20 protein-coding genes are annotated in these 21153 nt (G+C 31.6%); 1 reads left to right on the top strand and 19 read right to left on the bottom strand.

Annotation, left to right across the window (positions count from 1 at the left end):
• Window positions 1–566: 566 nt before the first annotated feature.
• The 5 genes from vraG to graX all read right to left on the bottom strand — a co-directional run bounded on the left by vraG (window position 567) and on the right by graX (window position 5997).
• Window positions 567–2456, bottom strand: a complete 1890-nt coding sequence (gene vraG, locus HMPREF3247_RS11065; RefSeq protein ID WP_000143627.1) for an ABC transporter permease VraG — start codon at window positions 2454–2456, stop codon at window positions 567–569.
• On the bottom strand, window positions 2446–3207 hold the full coding sequence (gene vraF, locus HMPREF3247_RS11060) for an ABC transporter ATP-binding protein VraF (protein WP_000985996.1): 762 nt from the start codon (window positions 3205–3207) through the stop codon (window positions 2446–2448). The genes vraG and vraF overlap by 11 nt, the downstream gene beginning before the upstream one ends.
• Before the next feature lie 143 nt (window positions 3208–3350).
• The gene (gene graS / locus HMPREF3247_RS11055) at window positions 3351–4391 is read right to left on the bottom strand and encodes a histidine kinase GraS/ApsS (protein ID WP_001061262.1); all 1041 of its coding nucleotides are present in this window, start codon (window positions 4389–4391) and stop codon (window positions 3351–3353) included.
• On the bottom strand, window positions 4384–5058 hold the full coding sequence (gene graR, locus HMPREF3247_RS11050; protein ID WP_001166500.1) for a response regulator transcription factor GraR/ApsR: 675 nt from the start codon (window positions 5056–5058) through the stop codon (window positions 4384–4386). The genes graS and graR overlap by 8 nt, the downstream gene beginning before the upstream one ends.
• Window positions 5059–5073: 15 nt before the next feature.
• Window positions 5074–5997 carry an auxiliary protein GraX/ApsX gene (gene graX / locus HMPREF3247_RS11045; RefSeq protein WP_000802955.1) on the bottom strand — a complete coding sequence of 308 codons (924 nt, stop codon included), beginning with the start codon at window positions 5995–5997 and terminating at the stop codon, window positions 5074–5076.
• Window positions 5998–6109: 112 nt separating this feature from the next.
• Between graX and HMPREF3247_RS11040 the strand changes: the two genes are divergently transcribed.
• Entirely contained in the window at window positions 6110–6616 is a 507-nt protein-coding gene (locus HMPREF3247_RS11040; protein ID WP_000940129.1) for a GNAT family N-acetyltransferase, read from the top strand.
• A gap of 208 nt (window positions 6617–6824) precedes the next feature.
• On the opposite strand, the gene HMPREF3247_RS11035 is transcribed toward HMPREF3247_RS11040, so the two are convergent.
• From HMPREF3247_RS11035 to HMPREF3247_RS10965, 14 genes are all read right to left on the bottom strand, one after another.
• Complete coding sequence (locus HMPREF3247_RS11035; protein WP_000198504.1) at window positions 6825–7253, bottom strand: hypothetical protein; 429 nt, start codon at window positions 7251–7253, stop codon at window positions 6825–6827.
• Window positions 7254–7617: 364 nt separating this feature from the next.
• A complete protein-coding gene (locus HMPREF3247_RS11025; RefSeq protein ID WP_001030771.1) occupies window positions 7618–8661 on the bottom strand; it encodes an alpha/beta hydrolase in 1044 nt (347 codons plus the stop codon).
• A 150-nt stretch (window positions 8662–8811) separates the two neighbouring features.
• A complete protein-coding gene (locus tag HMPREF3247_RS11020) occupies window positions 8812–9879 on the bottom strand; it encodes a YkvI family membrane protein (protein WP_000980137.1) in 1068 nt (355 codons plus the stop codon).
• Window positions 9880–10335: 456 nt separating this feature from the next.
• Window positions 10336–10833: a hypothetical protein gene (locus tag HMPREF3247_RS11015; protein WP_001164085.1), complete on the bottom strand. Its 498-nt coding sequence runs from the start codon at window positions 10831–10833 to the stop codon at window positions 10336–10338.
• Between the two features lie 115 nt (window positions 10834–10948).
• Window positions 10949–11311 (bottom strand): dihydroxyacetone kinase phosphoryl donor subunit DhaM, encoded by a 363-nt coding sequence (gene dhaM, locus HMPREF3247_RS11010; RefSeq protein WP_001124167.1) that lies wholly within the window; start codon window positions 11309–11311, stop codon window positions 10949–10951.
• Window positions 11304–11888, bottom strand: a complete 585-nt coding sequence (gene dhaL, locus HMPREF3247_RS11005; RefSeq protein WP_000867201.1) for a dihydroxyacetone kinase subunit DhaL — start codon at window positions 11886–11888, stop codon at window positions 11304–11306. The genes dhaM and dhaL overlap by 8 nt, the downstream gene beginning before the upstream one ends.
• A 41-nt stretch (window positions 11889–11929) precedes the next feature.
• Complete coding sequence (gene dhaK, locus HMPREF3247_RS11000; protein ID WP_000976269.1) at window positions 11930–12898, bottom strand: dihydroxyacetone kinase subunit DhaK; 969 nt, start codon at window positions 12896–12898, stop codon at window positions 11930–11932.
• Between the two features lie 233 nt (window positions 12899–13131).
• Entirely contained in the window at window positions 13132–14148 is a 1017-nt protein-coding gene (locus tag HMPREF3247_RS10995; protein WP_000625887.1) for a FecCD family ABC transporter permease, read from the bottom strand.
• The gene (locus HMPREF3247_RS10990) at window positions 14145–15149 is read right to left on the bottom strand and encodes a FecCD family ABC transporter permease (RefSeq protein WP_000184747.1); all 1005 of its coding nucleotides are present in this window, start codon (window positions 15147–15149) and stop codon (window positions 14145–14147) included. Before HMPREF3247_RS10990 ends, HMPREF3247_RS10995 begins: the two co-directional genes overlap by 4 nt.
• Before the next feature lie 35 nt (window positions 15150–15184).
• Complete coding sequence (locus HMPREF3247_RS10985) at window positions 15185–15982, bottom strand: ABC transporter ATP-binding protein (protein WP_001080809.1); 798 nt, start codon at window positions 15980–15982, stop codon at window positions 15185–15187.
• 281 nt (window positions 15983–16263) lie between these two features.
• Window positions 16264–17097, bottom strand: coding sequence for a YitT family protein (locus HMPREF3247_RS10980; protein ID WP_001044662.1), 834 nt, complete (start codon window positions 17095–17097; stop codon window positions 16264–16266).
• 177 nt (window positions 17098–17274) lie between these two features.
• The gene (locus HMPREF3247_RS10975) at window positions 17275–17367 is read right to left on the bottom strand and encodes a hypothetical protein (protein WP_001788321.1); all 93 of its coding nucleotides are present in this window, start codon (window positions 17365–17367) and stop codon (window positions 17275–17277) included.
• A 254-nt stretch (window positions 17368–17621) separates the two neighbouring features.
• A complete protein-coding gene (locus HMPREF3247_RS10970) occupies window positions 17622–18851 on the bottom strand; it encodes a NupC/NupG family nucleoside CNT transporter (protein WP_000479279.1) in 1230 nt (409 codons plus the stop codon).
• Between the two features lie 356 nt (window positions 18852–19207).
• Window positions 19208–20935: an ABC transporter ATP-binding protein gene (locus HMPREF3247_RS10965; protein WP_000817956.1), complete on the bottom strand. Its 1728-nt coding sequence runs from the start codon at window positions 20933–20935 to the stop codon at window positions 19208–19210.
• Window positions 20936–21153 lie beyond the last annotated feature (218 nt).

Here is a 21153-nt window from a genome sequence, read left to right as displayed (position 1 = left end):
GTAAACAATTTACTGTATTTGCCCTTATATGAAAATAGCACAAAATTTACAATCCCACAATTCAATTTACAAATTTTTAACAATTCCGAAACTTAACTTTTACATAAAATTTAAATAGTAGTAGGCATTTGTTTTGAAAAAGTTATTGTATAGGCAATTTTTTATCTATACAACTCTAAAAATTGTAAATGGATATAGTTGGGAAATTTGCAACGATACAATATTTATTACATAACTTTTACATATTAAAATACACTTATCTTGTTTAAAACGATCATTGACTCATATATCTCTCAATGAATATACTTTTATTTTCTCACATTTAATACAATTTACAAAGTTGAATCCTATTAATCTTTTCAATTAAAAGCATCACCAATTAAATATATTTCATTCAAAACACTTTCATAATCACTCATACCTTTACTTCATTATTAATATGGTATTTTAACCCAGTATTCAACTATACATGCTAAAAATATAACTTCTCTTCATTTATAATAAAAAGCTTCCAGTATAGTTCGTGAATCCGAATCCACTACTCTACTGAAAGCCATCTGTATATTTTATATGGAATGTCTAATTGTTCGCTTGGAATGATTATAAGCCGTCACTGCAAAAACAGCATACATACAAATGTATAATCCCATTACTATGAAAACCGGTATTTGATTCGTTGTACCCATTAATTTCATATATGCTAATGATGTAAAATATGCATGTGATAGTGCAATAACTAAAGGTAACCCAAAATTAAACATAATTTTAAACTTTAGTCCCCTTGCCATATCTTTTTGTGTAAATCCAAGCTTTCTCAAAATACTATAATTCTCTAACTCATCTTCGGTTTCATCTATTTGCTTTATGTATATAATGCAACATACAGCAATCAAGAATGTAATACCTAAAAATGATGTTACAAATAATAATATTCCGGTTAAACTTGATATTGAGCTTATCGCTTCACTTCTTGTTTTAATAGATTTATCAACTTTATTTTTCACTTTTTCTAATGCTAAAGCATCTTTTTTATGTTTCAAATCGAATCCAAATTGAGAGACGATATGCTTTGCTTTTGTATACTTTCTTATTTCTTGATAGTCTTTGTCATTTAAGACAAACGTTGGTCCACCTAAATCAACATCTGTCATAAAATAGATTTTATTAATATCTTTCCGCAACTTAATATTAACATGATGTTTTTTCGTTCCTATAACTGCTTTACCATGCTTCTTATGTTTCACTAAATCTTTGATAGAACCTTCCGCTACAAACAAATCAGCTTGTCCACGTTTCAAATCAGTATTAGGGATATATTTATCACTAGTAATTGTTACATTGTATGGTTCTTTCGCTTTTACATCAAATAAATTATCTTTATACAATTTCGTATGAATTACTTCTTTATAATTATAAAAATGAGGAATTTTTTGATTGTTTAATTCACTTGCTAATTGATTAGCTTTTTGTTGGTCTTTAATTGTAACGTCGTGTGGTGCAGTATATTTTATTTCACTTGATAAGGACGCTCTACTTATAGCAGCAAAGCAAAGAACTGAAACAGTAATCGCTGAAATGATTGCCATGACCGTAAGTGAAAAAGCATTTTTCTTAATACGATACATAATAGATGATGAGAACATGACATCATTTACACTTATAACACCTTTTCTAAACTTCTTCACCATTTTAAAAACTAGAGAAACAGAGCTTTTAAAAAATAAGTATGCCCCAATCACAGTTGACAATAAAATAAACATAAGTGTACCGATAGAATCATAATATTGAACAATGTTCAAAGATAGATAGTATCCTGTGGTAATCAATACTATACCTAAGATGCCTAAAACAACCTCTTCAAATGTAATTTTATTATGATTTGTTTCTTTAACCTGGTTATTCTTTGACATCTGTGAAATAGATTGTTTGAACACTAATATAAAATTTTGAGCAGATGTTAAAAAATAAGCGACACCGATTAACATTAATGTTTCAAATACCGCCCTCAAACTAAAAATAATTGGAACCTTTTCTTTAATTCCTAATAATGTAAAGACAATCATTAATAACAGTTTCGAACCAAAAATACCAATAATAATACCTAATATTGCCGTAATTATAAATATTAGTAATTGTTCGAGCATTAGTATATAAATAATGTTGAATTTAGATAAACCTAATGTTTGATATAATGCAAGCTCATAACTTCGTCGTTTAATAAATAACACATTGGCATATAACAAAAATGCAATTATGATGAAAAATAGAAAGTAGCTTCCGACTTGTGAGCCTTCCTTTATAATTGGATATGACTCTGTCATGTTTAGTTTATGCGCGTATTTTAATGCTACAAAGCTAAAATACAATACTACACTCGTAATTAATGAAAAAAGATAGATGGCATAATGTGATAAATTTTGACGGAAATTTTTAAATATTATCTCGTTAAAGGTCATAATTAACGCCACCTAAAACACTTTGTACACGTATTATTTCTTTGAAAAAGGTATGTTTATCGTCATCCCCTTGGTATAATTCAGTGAAAATTTGACCATCTTTTAGCATCACTACTCGATTGGCATAACTTGCTGCAACAGGATCATGCGTTACCATAATAATTGTAGACTTAAATGCTTCATTCATTCTTGTTAATCGTTTTAATAAATCTTGAGTACTTTTAGAATCCAGTGCACCTGTTGGTTCGTCAGCAAATATAATAGAAGGTAATGTAATAAACGCTCTTGCAGCAGATGTTCGTTGTCTTTGTCCACCAGACAATTCAGAAGGGTATTTATCACTAATATCCAATATATTTAATGCTTCTGCTACTTTTTCATAACGATTTAACATATGTTCTTTATCTAACTTCTGAACCGTTAGTGGTAACATTATGTTTTCTTTAACAGTCAATGTATGCAGTAAATTATACTCTTGAAAAATAAACCCAATATCATGCTTGCGTATATCAGATAATTCCTTGTTTGAAAGCTTTTCTAATTTTTTTCCTTTTAATGTAATAGAACCTTGTGAAATATAATCAATTGAACTTAAAACATTTAATAATGTCGTTTTCCCAGATCCAGAGGGACCCATAATAGCAATAAACTCGCCTTCTTCAATAGACATATTGATATCTCGCAACACTTCTTGTGCCATTTTTTTAGTTCCATATATTTTTGTTAATTGTTTTACTTCTAAAATTGCCACTTTAACACTCCTATAATTTATCTTAACTTCATTTCCTTTAGGCTTTGGCACTTGTATCTTCAATTTAACATATGACTAACATCTATCTTATTATAACGTTGAAGCTGCATTGATGTATCAATTCTAAGTAACAAAACGCATGTTTAAAATGACAAATTTGTCACTTCCGACATGCGTTCAACAATTTCATTTTGTAATGGGAAAATCAATCTGACAGTTGTCCCCTTACCAACAGTCGACGTGACTTGCAGGTGAATACCTAATTGATCCTTTACACTATTTACTAAATATAGACCCATACCTGAAGACGTCGTTTCATTTCTGTTAGCCGTTGACGTAAATCCTCGTTCAAATATTCGCGGCATATCTTTTTTACTAATACCTCTGCCATAGTCTTTAATATATAACGAAACATGTTGATCATTTAATTCTGTCCCAATTTCAATATTAAAATTCTCACTATATTTCAATGCGTTTGACAAAATCTGTCTAATAATCATACGGCACCATTTTATATCTGTATAAACATAATCATCCACTTTAAAGTCAACATCAAAACCAATACCTTTAACCTGACTAATATGTCTTGTTAATTGTATTTCGTCAATGACCATGCGTTTAAGTGACACGTAATCAAAATACATATCTTTGCGTTGAGATTCTAATCTAGTAATATACAGCTGTGTATCCAGCATCGAGTTTATACGAGACCATTCATATAGTAATGCCTGTTTTCTTTCTTGATTTTTTTCTTGATCAATTAATAATTTCATGGCTGTCACAGGTGTTTTTATGTCGTGCACAAATTCTGTAATGGTTTGTTCATGCATGTTCAATTGTAACTGTTGCTCAACAACCTTTTCTTTGTGCGCTGAGATTTGACGATATAAATAATCAACTGTATGACGTTGAAATGGCGTTTCCGCTAAATCTTTATGTTTAATTTCTTCTATTTCTTTATCTTTGTCAAAATGCTTATATAATTTTACTTCTTTAAAATATGTCAATATAAGAAAAATCATTGTTAAACTTAAATTCAAAGAAACAATATAAAATAAACTGTCTATTGGAAAATCATAATCGATTAGACTAATGCCTAACATAAGCAAGTTTAAAAACAATATCCAAAATATCCAGTTCATGCGAGATTTCAAAAAATAAGCTACCCATTTCAAATTATTCATGAGCCATATATCCTTTTCCTACTTTTGTTTCGATTGCACTATCCATACTTATTTCAGATAATTTTTTTCGTAAACGATTCACATTTACTGTTAACGTATTATCACTAACAAATGCTTCATCATCCCATAATGCAGTGATAATTGTATCTCTCGAAACGATTTGATTTTTTTTGGTAATAAGAATTTCTAATATAATCATTTCTGTTTTGGATAGAAAAATCGTATCGTCACCTTTTTGTATACTATCTTTTGATAGATCAACGACAGCATCTTGCCAAGTCAATGTACGTTTTTCTTCAGCTGTAAACTCATAGACACGACGATAAATCGCTTGTAATTTAGCAATTAATACATTGGTATAGAACGGTTTTTGCATATAATCATCTGCGCCAAGTTCCATACTCATCACTTGATCCATTGGATTATCACGAGATGATAAAAATAATATTGGTACGTTGGAAACTTCTCTCATTTTTCTGCACCAATAAAACCCATCATATTTAGGTAATTGAACATCCAATATAACAATTTCAGGATTAAAACTTTCAAATGTATCCATTACTTTGCCGAAATCTTCAATACCAGCAACATTAAAATCCCATTGTTCTAATTCTTTTTTCAATTCTTGAAACAAAGTATTGTCATCTTCTACTAGTAGTATTTGCATCCATATCACCCAATATCATTTAGTATATTTCATATTTTCTCCTGATTTTAATCGACTTTGAAAATCTTTAATCCGGCAGTCAACTTCAAAGCCATGAATCATCATTTTTTGCATTGGTGCTTGTATAAAGTAATAAATCGGCCAAAATAATCGAGGGATATAATCGTATAGATGTATATAAACGACTGCCGACTCTTTGATTAATCTAAATTCTAACTTCCCTTGATTAACTGTGTATTTTTTCACTAAACTTCCACTCAATAAAATTAAAGTTATTATTCCGTCAGCTGTTTCTTCTATTTTAAATACTGCGAGCGGTCGCACCTTATTCTTAATATATATCTTAAATTGATCATGTGATTTTTCTGTTTTCACAAAAGTTCCTTTAGTGTAACCCATCCATGCAATAAAATGGTTTACAACGTTCTTTAATGTCCATCCCTTTGGTAAAACTACCTTCATCGTTGATCTAACATCATCATACTTTGAAACTTGTAATTCTACATTAACTAAAGAACGTTTAAAAACTAAATTTGTTGTTTCTACAGGTGTACCATATGCACCTAGGCGTTCAATTGTTTCATTATCATAACGACTCCCAGGTATGTAGATTACTTTTTTTACTTGATTGATAGCCGCTGCTCGACCAAAATTATCTGCTGCGATTAATGTTAAATCTCTTGCTGATGATTGTGTTATTTTGGCAGAATTCTTTGTTGGGTCGATAAAGAATACAGCAATATCTATTTGATTCATTGCTGCAACAACCTGTTCGTAATGAAATATATCACACTGAATCCAAGTCATTTCAACATCATCTGTTTTTTTATTGTCTGGATATTTTGATATAGTAAAAAGTTCAGCATCATTTTCAATCACTTCACTTAAATACTTACCAATATATCCTGTTCCACCTGCTAATAAAACTTTAGGTTTCATCTAAAATACTCCTTTAAACTGTAACCAAAAAACATATTACTCCACCTTTTAGTTACATATATATTATAATAGTAGCAAATGTTTTAAAATTTCAAAATACTGGAGGCTTTTTATGGCCCATATTATACGTAGAGTTAGTATCAAAGATGTAGAAAATTTCATTTCAATGTTAGCGAAAATATACGACGAATCTCCGTATATGTTCTACACACCAGGAGAATATGATCCTAGCGTCACATCGGCTAGTAAACAATTAGAAGAATATATCACTTCTCCACATAAAGTCATCTTTGTTGCTGAAAGTGATGAACAACTCGTTGGCTTTGCCTTTGTTAATACGACACCATTTCAACGCATTAAACATGTTGCTAAAATTGATTTAGGTGTAAAGAAATTATATCAACATCGTGGAATTGGCCAAGCACTTCTTGATGCCATTATGGCTTGGTGTTTAAACAATCAAATACACCGAATTGAAGCAAATGTACCACTCAATAACCAACCTGCCCTCGAGCTTTTTAAAAGTGCCGATTTTCAAATCGAAGGCGTTTTAAAAGATAAGTTATTTATCGATGGTAAATATTACGATGACTATATGATGGCTAAAATTCTTAATTAAAGCTATTTTATCATAATCTTGTATCAGAATCGCATAACAACGAATTTAATGGTTACCTAATACATTACTCATACTTATCAATGTCATCTAATCTTAAATGAATGCGTATACTCTTATTCATTTATCAAATTTAAATTCAAAATAAAGCACCACTAATGTGTAATTGATCAACTATCAACTACGATTAGTGGTGCTTTATATATGTTGTTTAGTTTTCCTTACTATAAAAATCTTCGAGTCTAAAATCTATATCCGGTAATTTTTCATATATCTTATCCTGATACTGATTGTTTTGATTGTAAGCTTCTTCAGTAATTAACCTACCTTTACGCTTAATTCCATAATCTTGTACGAATAAATTATTATTTCTATTTATTTTGTAATATGGTACAACATTCGCACTAAATTTTACTCGTTGATGAATAAGTTCCATTGCCAATGCATAGTATTTATTTGTCTCATATAACCATAAATGATCTATTGATACACCTGAAACAAATACATCTTTTAATAATATCCTTACATTCGGCTTAAATGTGCTATGTCTATCTAAATAATTTTTAAACAAAACACGTTGTATACGTCCAGTAACCATAACGCGTTTATTTTTAAATGGTTTTAATGCTGACCTTGTCATTCCCTTTCACAACCTTATTTCAAATCACTTCGTGCTCAATCTATATTTTAATTTTTCTTTTGAATTCTTTTCAATTTATAAATTTATTATATCATGTACACACTGTTTTTCGACAATTGAGTTGTAAAAAGTTATTTTCAGGTTCAAAACAATTTAGTTGTAAAAAGTTATTTTCAGGTTCAAAACAAATTAGTTTGTAAAATAAATGTCACATCATAATAGGGTGAGATAGAAATGATAAAGAACCGCTAACAATTTATTATATCTCAGACTCTTACACATTAGCCCCACATGTTTTAAATTCTTCGTTTTCAATTTGAAGATTTTAAATGTTGCTTAAGTAATAAATTACTACTGTTTATCATTAGTTTAAAGGATTTAACGGTAATTCATTACTCGGATTTTCTATTTGTGGTTTCTCTTCAGTTTGAATACCACTAGAAGATGTATTACGACTTAAGAAAAGTAACACTTTTTTGATGTTATCTATCGATTCAGGTTTATTAAGGTGAAATTGATACTGATGATGTAAATGATGCGTACCATCATAAAACAAAGTATCTACTGGTACATTCAATTCTTGTAATTTCTTACTGAATTCTATATTTTGACTTTCGAATGGATCGCTATCTCCAACAGATAAAAATGTTGGTGGATAATTTTTTGTCGATTGTTTTACTGTCGACATTTGTGAAATATTTTTAAAGCTCTTTTCCCAATCTTCTTCGCCAGTATAACTTTTCATAAATAACTGTATTCTTGGAAACTCAGTTTCTCTAACTGTTTGCATATTATAAAAACCACCAAATAGTATAGCACCTTTAATTTGCGATGGTTTGAATGACTGATCAAATTTCATGGCTTCTCTTAAGCGATCATTCGTCTGTATTGCCGTAAATTGGCTAGCTAATTGAGCACCTGCAGAATCACCGCCAATAATTACTTGATTAAAATCAATAGGTAAATTCATTTTATTTTCTTTAATGAATTGAGTTGCTTGATTCATTTGAATTAATGGTGTGGGATATTTATATTGTGGCGCCAATGCATAATTTACATTCACAACAATGTACCCTTGTTCAGCAATTTTCGCTAATAATGGGTTTTTATACTGCTTATCACCCGCAATATAACCACCGCCGTGCATCCAAAAAATAACTGGCAGTTTGGCATTAGAAGACATATCAACAGGTGTAATAATATCTAATTTACTGTTAGGGAAAACTCTATTGTATGTAAGGTTTTGATAAATGCGCACATTTTTATTTTTAATATTAATTTTGTCTTTATTAGCATGGTTCTCATTTGTAATTTGGTCATAATGTTGTTTCAGATGAAATGCTAACAATACACTGATTACAGTTATAAAAAGCGCAGTTATCATCGTCCATTTATTATCTTTATTCATTACATCGTACCTCTCTATTTGTTAGACGCTCATATTAATAGACTGAATAAATATAAAAAGCAATTCGCCCGATAAGAGTAGAGACGAATTGCTTTTAAGGTTAAAACAAAGTGATTCAATTGTAAAGTTTCGGATATCCCTCATATGATATTAAGCAATATGTTTTTTATCCGCATTTTTACGTTTGAAATATTTAATAATTACAGCTACTACAATAAATAAGCCTACATATCCCATAATTGTATATAACTTATTAATTAATTCAGCAAATCCTACGAAACTTAATAAATAACCTGCTACCATCATTATAATAATAAAGATATGATAATTTTTACTGTATGGTTCTGTAAAACGTGCTGCAAATGAATACATTAGTCCTAGAATAGTATTATACATAACCGCCAGCATAATAACAGATAACACTGTTGCTATTAAAGGATGGATATTATTTGCTAACGTCAATGTAGGAATTGAGGCATTTTTAATAGTTGGATATTCACTTTGCAATGCAAAGTTGATCAATGCTAGTAATACAGTATAGATAATACCACCATACATCGCGCCTGCACCTGACACTGTACGCTTTTCAGTATCCCCACCGATTGCTACGATGGTACTAAAACCTACAGAAAAAGCTAATCCACCATATATTGTACCAAACCAGATTCCCTTCCAAATACTTGCTTCAGGCACTACTTGGTTAACTTCTGCTAATGAAACATGACCTTTAAATAAATAAACGCCAGCGATTAATACAACTAAAACAATTAAAAATGGTGTAACGATACCTAGTGCACGTACTATTTTATTAAAGTCTAATAGCAACGTAATATAAATCGCTAATGTCATAATTAAAGCACCTAGCCATGTAGGTATGTTATAACTTTCTTCAAATGTTGCGCCTGCACCAGCTATCATGGTTACAGCTATACCAAATAAGAAGAAGATTAAAATATAATCAAAGACTTTACTAAACTTTTCACCGAATACGTATTGTAATGTTGATTCATGATTTGTCGCTTCAAAGGCAGTACCAATTTTTGCTACTTGGCGCCCAATAAAAGCTAAAATAAAACCAGATATAATAACACCTAAATAAGCCCACAAGCCATATTTAGTGAAAAATTGCATAACTTCTTGTCCAGTTGAAAATCCTGCGCCCACTACAATGCCGACGTAGGCAAATCCAATTTTTGTTGCTTCTTTATTCATCATCATGTGAATAATAGACCTCCTTAATTTTGCACAGTGTGCATTATAACGTACTGAAAATTAATTGCAAGTCGCATAGGTTATTTTTCACTTTTTCAAAATTGCTCAATCCATTCACATTATCACGTTCAATGACATTTAAAAAAATTATAAATTTATGCTTTTATAATGCAGTCATACGAACTTTTGTATAGGAAAAATGATTAATTATTGTGCTTCTTGAATTTCGTATATTTAGTTAAATTTCGAAGAATACATATCAAAATTTCTCAGTTAACAAGGTTTAAACCATCTATCGTATGTTCTTTATTAAAATGTATAAATTTATAAAATGTTGTATAAAAACCATTTGTGCACACAAGTATACTTCGTTAGTTTTTAAGTATTAAAAAAGGCTGGAACATATGTCCCAACCCAACCAAATGTTAAAACTATTATTAAGCTAATATAATTGAAATGTAATTAACGTGCATTACGTTGGTGTAATTCATTTATATCAACAACAACGTTGTCCATACGTTTGGCAGTGTCTTTTAAGACGTTACGAGCAACATTATTATTAGGATCTAATTTTAAAATTTGCTTGGCGATATCAAAAGCCTTCTTATCTGAAATAACAGGTGTTGGTATCGCATGCAATAATAACATTTGTAACAAACTTTTAACTTCTTTGCCGTCAGTAAGTTTTATGGAAGCGTCTGCATGATAATAAGCAGAATCCAAAGCACCTTCATATTCACTTAGTGGATACACAAGCAATAAAAATGCTAAGTCATGCATTTCAGATGATTCTTCGTACTTAATCATATCTAAAATACATGTATAAAACATCATACTTTCTACTTCATGCGCACTTGAAATATATGCTTCTTCAAATTCCATAAAATCTGTTTCGGACATCAATTGTCGTACTAAATCAAACTCGCCATTCAATACATGTTTTTTTATAAGGTGTTGCATGGCAATGTCCTCCTATTTCTCCAGATTTTATTAAACATTTACATATATACTATCATATTTTTTATAAAGTTTCATTTGAAAAAGGTTTACATTTTTCATTATTAGTAAATTTTAACTAAAATGATTGTTTGATTTCTGCTAATGCATCATCAATTGAACCGCCGATTGATAGCTTTACTGCTGCGATAAAACTGCCTTCAACAATTGGTGCATCAACTTTTAACACACGATGATTACCATCATACATTTCAATTGCCATATCTACATTCATTTCTGAAGATCCAATATCGTAAAAACACAATGCATCATCCTCTAATTTAGTCAAAACTTCTTGGATGATATCAAATGAAGTTCCAATTGAACCATCTGGTAATCCCCCGATTGGTATAATATCAACGTCACCTGCCATTTGCTTTAACAAAGATTTTGTACCACTTGCAATTTCTTTACTGTGGCTAACAAGTATAATTTTAGGCATTATCTTCATCTCCAATCAAAGCGTTTAAAATATAAACCATACTTTGAGCACCTGGATCAATATAACCTTTTGATTCTTCTCCAAAATATGCAGCTCTACCTTTCGTTGCTACCATATCTTTTGTATTATCTGCTAATTGCTGTAAATCATTGAATGTTAAAGTTTCACCATTTTCAAGCTTCTCTGCTGCTCGCGCTACTACATCATACATTGTCTTTTCATTTAAAGTAACTTTACCACGTGATTCAACCGCTTCGGCAAATGCCTGAATTAGTGTAATGAAATCTTGATTATCCATATCATCTTTGGTGACTGCAGACATTTTAACAAAGCTAAAGCCATACAGTGGTCCTGATGCACCCCCAACATTTGACATCAATGCCATACCAGTCGATTTGAACAATGATTGCATTGAGCTATCATCAAGTTTGTCTTTAAGACTACTAAACCCACGAACCATGTTAACCCCGTGGTCACCATCACCAATTGCTCGATCTAATTCAGTTAATTCAGATTCATGTTTTTTAAACGTTTCTTCTAAATTTAATAAACGTGCTTTCATATCATTCACTTTCATTTGTGCCACCTCATAAATGTATATTTATTCATATTCACTTCTTATTTAAAGTATTGACTTGTTGTTGGTGCTAAAAATGCTTCCAAATATTCTGGTTTATTAGGCACGATAGTTATAGAAAAACCTTGCATGTCTAAAGATGTCATATAATCACCAACAAACCATTTAGCAACATTAACCGTTCTTGCAGCTAAATTTTGTTGAATATATTTAGTTACGATATTTAATTCAGATAACGGCGTACCACCCATACCATTTACCATTAATATGACATCATTGGCAGTAACTTCTTTATACAATTCGTCTAACAATGTTCCAACAATATGATCAATATCCTTTACTTCTTCCCTATGAATACCTTTTTCACCATGTATACCAATACCGATTTCCATTTTGTCGTCTTCAATATCAAAGCCATATTTTCCAGTAGTTGGAACAAGCGGTGGCTCAATTGCCATACCAATACTTTTAATTTCAGGTAACAACGCTTCTACACGCGATTTTATCTCTGTTAATGAATAACCTTTTTCAGCAAGATAACCGGCAAGCTTATGAACAAACACTGTTCCTGCAACACCACGACGTTGTACTTCGTTTGTCACAGCAATGTCGTCACGAACAATAACAGTTTGAACATTTATACCTTCCATTTCTGCAAGCTCTTGTGCCATTTCGAAATTCATCACGTCACCTGCATAGTTTTTTACAACTAGTAATACACCATCACCAGTATCTACTGCTTTAATAGCTTCTAATATTTTATCAGGTGTAGGTGATGTAAATACTTCGCCACAAACCGCTGCATCTAGCATACCTTCTGCAACAAAACCGGCATGCGCAGGTTCATGTCCGCTTCCACCTCCAGAGACTATTGCTACACCATGTTCTTTCTTAGCTTTTTTTACAATAACTGTATTAGCAATCAGATCTAACTCTGGGTGCGCAATTAACAATCCTTCAAGCATATCAGTTAAAAATGTTTCTTTTTTATTGATTAACTTTTTCATCATGTTGTACCTCCTTGGTATTATCAGTCATAGTATAAAACAGAATAAATGAATGCGCTATCATAAAGAATTAACCTGATACCGTTATCAAATATATTTTTGATAAGATCCTCTTGATAACTTAATGGTTCATTATTGAAAAAATAAATAGTCTTGAGTGGCTCATTAAATAAAAAATGCTATGAAAAGCCTTATAATAAAGTGCCTTTCATAGCAATAAGTTGTGTCCTTTGACACTATACATTTTTCGTTTTGTACATTAAATATAAGAAATACGGTGCACCAATAATTGCTACGACAATACCTGCTGGAACCCCACCTGGTTGTAATACAATTTTGCCAATTGTATCAGCTATAACAAGTAAACATGCCCCTACTAAAATGGCAATTGGTAAAAACAACTGGTGACGTGGTCCAACGATACGTTTGGCAATATGCGGACCCATTAATCCGATAAACGAAATCGAACCTGCTACTGCTACAGCAGCAGATGATAACATCACTGCGATAAAGAATAATATTAAACGTTCTCTGCTTAACCTTACACCTAGACCTCGTGCAATATTATCACCCGTATGAATAATATTTAGTGTATTCGATTTAAATAGTAAGTAAGGAATAATAATCAACACCCACGGTAAAAATGCAATGACAAATGGCCATTCGTCACCCCAAATATTACCTGCAAACCAAGCAGCGATGAAATCAGATTGCTTATCATCAAATTTTGACATAATTGTAATTGAGCCACCATATAATGCTGTTTGTAAACCTACACCTATTAATACCATACTCGCAGGTGTAACACCTTCATTTTTATTAAAACTGAAAATAAAAATAATCAATGCAGTGGCGATACCACCTAGTATACTTATTAACGGCAGTACATAAACAAAGTTGTCAGCATTAATTTTACCAATTGCAATAAATAATGCGATTGCAAATCCGCCACCTGCGTTAATACCTAATATACCGGGTTCAGCTATTGGATTTTTCGTGACACTTTGCACTATTGCACCACTAATACTAAGCGCTGCGCCAGCCAAAATAGTAATCATCATCCGAGGTAATCTGAAATCTAATAAGATTAACTCATCAATGGCATCACCTTGTCCAATTAAAGTTTTGAAAAATCTTTCAACAGGTATGTTGTATTCACCTGAGGTAATACTCCAAGTACAACCTAGAAATAGTAGAATGCTAAAAACAGCCAGTGCAATCCATTGTCTGCGTTTATTATTTGAACTAATCATATTGAGCGTCCTCCTTTTTTAACTAAATATAAAAAGTAAGGAACACCGATAAATGAAATGATTGCACCAACAGGCGCTTCTCCTAAATATCGTGCTATCACATCGGCAACAAGCACGAGTATCCCACCTAACAAGGCTGTTAATGGTAGAATTTTAGCATAATCAGTTCCAATTAAAAATCTTGCTATATGAGGTACCATCAAACCTACAAATGCAACTTGTCCAGCGATAGCAACTGCAATACCTGCTAGAATCATAGCAATAATTAAACATATGCCTCTGATCATTGTTACATTTTGACCTAAACCTTTAGCTAATGATTCACCAAGATTTAAAATGGTAAGTTGTTTACTAATTGTTAATATAATGAATAACGCAATACCAATTAATGGAATTGCCCACTTAAGGTGTGACCATGTTGTGCCTGAAACGCCTCCAGCAGTCCAAAATGTTACTGTTTGATTTAGTCTAAAAGCTAATGCAATACCTTGACTTAGCGCTGTTAACATAGCACTTACTGCTGCACCCGCTAAAATAATACGCATCGGATTAAATCCATCACGTCTAGATCGGCCTATCATTAATACAATAGCACCTCCTAGAATAGCACCTAAAAATCCAACAAACATCAATATTAAAAATGAAGTGTTTGGTAAAACTGCATATGTTAATGCTAAAGCAAATGAAGCACCTGAATTTAAACCAATGAGCGCCGGATCAGCAAGACCATTACGAGTAACACCTTGTATAATCGCACCAGAAACTGCAAGCGCCATACCTACAATTACTGCTGCTATATTTCTGGGAATCCTAATCTCATTGATGATGTTTTGCTGTTGATTGCTAGGATTATAATTAAAAATAGCCTCTATAATTGTAGAGGCTTGAATTTTGGCGTCACCTATTAATGTAGAAATAAATAGTGTGATTAGTAGTATCATACTTAAACCTATAATATAGGATAAAAACTTCAATGGCGTTGGGTTCTCTCTATTTGTCATGTTAATTGTCCTTTTTATCATATTAACTTACTTAATTAAGAATAAGCTCTGCGACATAAGTCATAAGTTACCAGTAAAGGTTTTCCAGTTTTAGGATCTTTACTTAAAACAACATCAATATTAAAAACTTTTTCTAATATTTCCTGTGTTAATACGTCTTCTGTTGAACCTGTAGCGATGATATCCCCTTCTTTCATCGCAATAAGATGATCTGAGAAACGAATCGCTTGGTTGATATCATGAAGAACCATGACAATTGTACAACCTTGTTCCTGATTTAGCTTCTGAACTAATTCTAGTATTTCTAATTGATGACAGATATCTAAATATGTTGTTGGTTCGTCTAAAAAGATAATATCAGTTCTTTGTGCTAATGCCATTGCAATCCAAACACGTTGTCTTTGACCACCACTTAAATCATTGATTGAACGGTGTCGGAATGTATCAGTTCCTGTAACTTCCATTGCCCAATCAATTTCTTTCTTATCCTCAGCAGTTAATCTACCAAATCCTTTTTGATGTGGAAAACGACCATATGAAACTAATTCCCCAACAGTTAAGCCATCTGCTACTTCAGGTGATTGAGGTAAAATGGCTATTTTTTTTGCAATCTCTTTCGTAGATTGTGTATGAATATTTTCACCATCTAAAAATACTTCGCCTTCTTTAACTGCCAATAAACGTGACAATGCCTTTAGCAAAGTAGATTTCCCGCAGCCGTTAGGACCAATGATTGACGTCACTTTGCCATCTGGTATTTCAACATCTAATTTATTTATAATCGTGTTATCCCCGTAACCAATTTTAACTTGTTGTCCATGCAAACGATTCATAATTTCCCTACTTTCAATAAAATTCTTTCTGTTTATAAAAAATAATTTCTATTTTTAAATTATCAATTTTCAAAGGCATCCCAATTGATAATGATTATCATGAACATCATTATAACATTTTTCAATCTTATTGACTAACATTACTTTTTAAATTGGATAGCTCGATTTGTCATGTCTTGTATATTACTTTTATAAAATAAAAAACGCCCACAGATAAGTCTTCATAGTTCAAAAACTTGTCCGTGGACTTCTATTTAAGTATGTGTGCTCATACCATTTATTTATTCATCTGCAAGAAAGCCATTACCATAGACATCTCTTACATCATGAATTACGAGGAATGCATCTTTATCGATTTGTTTAATTAATCGCTTTGCTTTTGAAACTTGTGTTTTAGAAATAACAACGTATAAGACATCTTTTTCTTCACGCGTATAATAGCCATGTCCGTTTAAAATGGTTAAACCTCTTCCAATTTGCTCGTCTATTGCTTTGGCAAGTTTGTCGGGATTAGTTGAAATAATCGTCATAGCTTTTTTAGTGTTTAAACCTTCTATGACATATTCCATCACTTTTGTTCCTATATAAAGTGATATTACTGTTACTAATACTTTATCAAGTGGAATAACTGTAAGTGAAATTGCAACAACGATCATATCGAAGAAAAGCAAAGCATATGGCGTGCTTACATCGAGGTATTTCGTTGCAATTCTTGCCAAAATTGTTGTACCTGCTGTTGTACCGCCTGCAAGGATAATTACTCCGATTCCTAGTCCAACGCTTACACCACCAAAAATGGCATTCACAATGCTGTTTCCAGTTTCTACTTGCCATGATTCTGTTAAACTCAAAAATATTGAAATAAGAATTGTTACAAGAATAGTTAAGTACATACTTCTCTTACTCAAAAATTTATAACCAATGGCAATCAATACTGCGTTGACCAAGAAGTTAGTGATGGCTGGTGAAATATGAAACGCATAATATAAAATAATTGCTAAACCTGTAACCCCGCCTTCACCTAAGTTACCAGAAATAATAAATGCATTTACACCTGCAGCAAAGATAAATGAACCTAAGACAACTAGTATTAAATCTTTAACCGTTTTATTCACGAAACCATCCCCTTTATATATTTATTAGACTATAAAAATAGTAGCACAACAAAAATGCTGTCACAACTCTATGGAAAGAGTTCTAACAAAGATTTACTATTTAACTAATTTATATGAAGAATAGCTTTCCCTAATAAATATCACTCACAATATAATAATTAAAAATATTCTGAATTTTTAATTTACTTTCATTTCATTGTCTGCTATAATGTTTTTAACTTCTTCAATAGAGAAGTTATCTCCTTTGTGTTGTTTATAATAACAAAACAAATTTTGCTCGAAGTACTATGACTGTACCTAGTCCTTACTGTCATATGTACAATAATATTCATTTCCCATAAAAGCCAAGTGTATTACCATGTGCACTTGGTTTTTATAATGCTTCAATTTCGGTAACTTTAAAAATATTTAAATACCTTTATATCAATAATAAAAAAGTCCAAGCATCTCACCTATATCAATAGACGACATGCCTGGACATATTTATTAGTTAAAATGTATTATCATAGTCACTCTTCGACATATTACCATGCAAATAAACCAACGAAAGCTGCTGTTAATAATGAAACTAGGATACCTGATAATAGCATCATAGGTACATATTTAGATACAAAGTCTGATGTCTTTTTATCAACAATGCCTTTCAATGTACCGATAATCATACCAATCGTTGAGAAGTTTGCAAATGAAATTAAGAATGTTGTAATAACCGCACGATGGTGTGGTGTATAAGATGCAATATCTTTAGAAATTTCACCCATAACAACAAATTCATTTGTAACAATTTTCTTAGCCATTTGTTGTGCTACCAACCACGCTTCATCATAAGGTAAACCGAGTAATAGCGCAAATGGATACATAAACACACCTAAAATTTGGTTTAAACCGAAACTACCTTTAATGCCTATCCATCCTGCTATCAATCCTGTAATCAAATTGATAAAACGATCAAATAGATCAGCTAACGCTACAAAACTAATAACAAATGCGATGATGATTAATACTAATTTACCTGCTGCTAATACAGAATCTCCAAGGAATGAGAAGAATGGTTGACGTTCAACTTCATTGTTTTTAAGACTGTAAATAATATCTTCTTTCTCTTCAACACTTACTGGATTCAACAAGCATGACACAATAATCGCGTTAACGATATTTAGTGGAATTGCCGTTAGTACCAGTTCTCCTGGTACCATTTGTACATACGCACCTACAATAGCTCCGGATACAGAGCTCATTGACATCATTGCGATTGTTAATACACGCATTTCATTCATACGTTTTAGTTGCTCACTTGATACGGCTAATGCTTCAGTATTTCCTAAGAACATCATTTCTATCCCAAAGAATGACTCGAATTTAGGTTGTCTTGTTACTTTAGCTAGTAACCAACCAATACCTCCAATAATTTTCGGTAAAATATTAAAGTACATTAAGATATCAAATAATGGCACTATTAATAATATTGGGAATAAGGCTGCAACAGCCATATCCATCATTTTAACATTTGTCAAACTTGCAAATGCAAAACCTGTACCAGCATGCGCTGACTGAACTACCCAAGCGATACCATTGGCTGCTCCTCGTACTGCTTTTTGACCCCAATCAAAATAAATAAAGAACCATGCTAAAAACAGGTTTAAAACAACTAAGATCCCAATTGATTGCCATTGGATATTTTTGCGATCTCTTGAAAATAATACCGCAATACCAAGAAATACAATTAGACCAATAATGTTGATTAATAAAAACATTTGGCACCCACCTATGATTTAATTTTTTAAAAATTTAGAAACATTGAAATATCAAACTTCTGTACCATGGACTCTAAAATCAGTTAAATTGCTATGTAAAATATGAAGAATTATGACTCGTGGCTACAGTATTTAATATATGTATGTTTGCTTATAACTTGTATTATACCATGAGCATTTTTTTCTTAAAATATCGATTTCATTAATTTAAGAATTATTATGTCGTAACTTCTCAAATGATTTAAAATAGACAAAAGCTTGAAGCAATTTATTAACATCTATATCCATCAATGTGCCACACTTTAATTTCCTCGATGGTATATGTGTATTTGCTCCAAGCTTACTTATATATAAAATTAATCTGTTAATTTTTGAGACACTACAAAGTTTTTATACTTCGCATGTGATGCCATCAGTTCTGAATGCGTACCTTTACCTGTTACCTGTCCTTTGTCTAAGAATATAATTTGACCGGCTTTTTTAATTGTAGACAAACGATGCGCAATGACAATCGTTGTTCTACCTTCCATCAATGTTTCTAAAGCTTCTTGAATTTTCAATTCACTTTCACTATCGAGATTAGCTGTTGCTTCATCAAGTAACAAAATATCAGGATTTTTAACAAAACTTCTAGCAATATCAATACGTTGACGTTGTCCGCCAGACAGTTTCAATCCTCGTTCACCTACAAGCGTGTCATATCCTTCATCAAATTGCATGATAAAATCATGACAGTTCGCTAATTTAGCATAATTAATAAGTTCTTCATCTGAAACATGACGATTAATTCCGTATAAAATATTGTCTCTAATTGTACCACTCATCATCGAATTTGATTGCATAACATATCCAATTTTGCGTCGCCACTTAGATAACGGGATATTATAGACACTTTCAAGGCCATATTTAATATCACCTGACTCAATTTCATACATACGTTCTATCAGATTAAATATCGTACTTTTACCAGACCCAGAAGGACCTACAAAAGCACTCACTTGACCTTGTGGGATTTGGAACGACACATCATCTAATATTTTCTTCACATCATATTTAAAGTCTACATGTTCAAATGACAATACACCGTCATCAATTAATACATTTTCAGAATCTTCAAGAGCTTCTGTCGGTTCAATAGGTTCTTGCATGATTTCGTATATTCTACTACTTGCACCGACTGCCTTTTTATAATCTGTAACTAACGTTGAAAGATTGATTAAAGGCATAGATAACTGAATAACATAAAATATCATTGCAATTAATGTACCTGCAGTGATTGCACCAGTCGCAATTTCTAATGCACCAAAACCTAAAATAATTGCAATTGTTAGCAACATAACTATACCTGAAATTGGTTGTACAACTGCCGCAATTTTAGCCTGTTTTAAACCTAATTTATATATTTCATTCAAATTTTTATGTGCATTATCTAATTCAAGACGCTCTGTATTTGATATTTTAACAAGACGCATTTCAGTTAGGACACGCCCTAACAAACCACTGAAGTTTGCAATTTCAGATTGTGTACTTGTCGATATCTTTTGCATAATACGACCTAGAGGAATCATAATTAAAACGAATATCGGTATCGTTATAAATGTTAATAATGTCATTTTCCAATCTAAAATAAATAACATGATTAGTGACCCAACTAATGTAACGATTGATGGTAATAAGTTAGGTAGCTTTTGTGAAATAAATTCATTTATCACTTTCGTATCGTCAGTTAATCGACTCATTAATTGACCACTTTCATTTTTGTCAAAGAATGGCATTTTTAATTGTATGATATGCTCCCATAAAACTGAGCGTATCGCATAAATAATCTTTTCACCAATTTTACTTAATAAATATAAACCTAATCCGCTTAATAAAGCATTGATAACAAAGATACCACCAAATAATGCGATTAGATTCCAATTGATATGGCTCACGGAAAATTTATCTACAATTCGTCCAGTAAACAGTGGCACTAATAGTCCACTTAAGCTCCCTAGTGATGAAATAGTGATAGCTGCAACGATAAGACCCACTGGCCATGATAGTTTTTTAAATAAGAAAAACAATGGATTTTCTCGTTTCATAGTTTTACCTCTTCTGTTTGAAATTTATAGTTAATTCATTTAGATAGATACATGCATTTCTATCATATACTTTCTCCCAACAAAACTTTAAAAATCAAATAAAGTGTTGCCCCAAAATACCGCTCATAACATTTATATGATAGAATATTTCTATTGCATTTTTTGTAATAACTTCTCAAAGTCTTTATATTAAAACATGAAAATTAATCGCTTTTGAG

It is taken from the genome of Staphylococcus sp. HMSC36A10 (genome assembly GCF_001838845.1).
GTDB classification, from domain to species: Bacteria; Bacillota; Bacilli; order Staphylococcales; family Staphylococcaceae; genus Staphylococcus; species Staphylococcus aureus.
This window is presented reverse-complemented; position numbering and strand designations above follow the sequence as displayed.